The sequence below is a fragment of the Marmoricola endophyticus genome, assembly GCF_014644415.1.
Classification (GTDB): domain Bacteria; phylum Actinomycetota; class Actinomycetes; order Propionibacteriales; family Nocardioidaceae; genus Marmoricola; species Marmoricola endophyticus.
In genome coordinates this window covers 1-533 of record NZ_BMKQ01000013.1, presented here as the reverse complement: position 1 = coordinate 533, position 533 = coordinate 1, and the positions used below count along the sequence as shown (strand labels likewise).

The 533-nt window shown below is 34.3% G+C and carries 1 protein-coding gene; it reads left to right on the top strand.

What is annotated here, in order from left to right; all coding sequences use genetic code 11:
- Positions 1–46: 46 nt before the first annotated feature.
- The coding region (locus IEX42_RS18415; RefSeq protein ID WP_188781471.1) for a nucleotidyltransferase domain-containing protein at positions 47–533 on the top strand (487 nt) is incomplete at its 3' end.

Below are 533 nucleotides of genomic sequence, written 5' to 3'. Positions count from 1 at the left end.
AGTATCAATATAAACTTTATATGAACATAATCAACGAGGTGAAATCATGAGCAATTTGATTAACGGAAAAATACCAAATCAAGCGATTCAAACATTAAAAATCGTAAAAGATTTATTTGGAAGTTCAATAGTTGGAGTATATCTATTTGGTTCAGCAGTAAATGGTGGTTTACGCATTAACAGCGATGTAGATGTTCTAGTCGTCGTGAATCATAGTTTACCTCAATTAACTCGAAAAAAACTAACAGAAAGACTAATGACTATATCAGGAAAGATTGGAAATACGGATTCTGTTAGACCACTTGAAGTTACGGTTATAAATAGGAGTGAAGTTGTCCCTTGGCAATATCCTCCAAAAAGAGAATTTATATACGGTGAGTGGCTCAGGGGTGAATTTGAGAATGGACAAATTCAGGAACCAAGCTATGATCCTGATTTGGCTATTGTTTTAGCACAAGCAAGAAAGAATAGTATTTCTCTATTTGGTCCTGATTCTTCAAGTATACTTGTCTCCGTACCTTTGACAGATATTC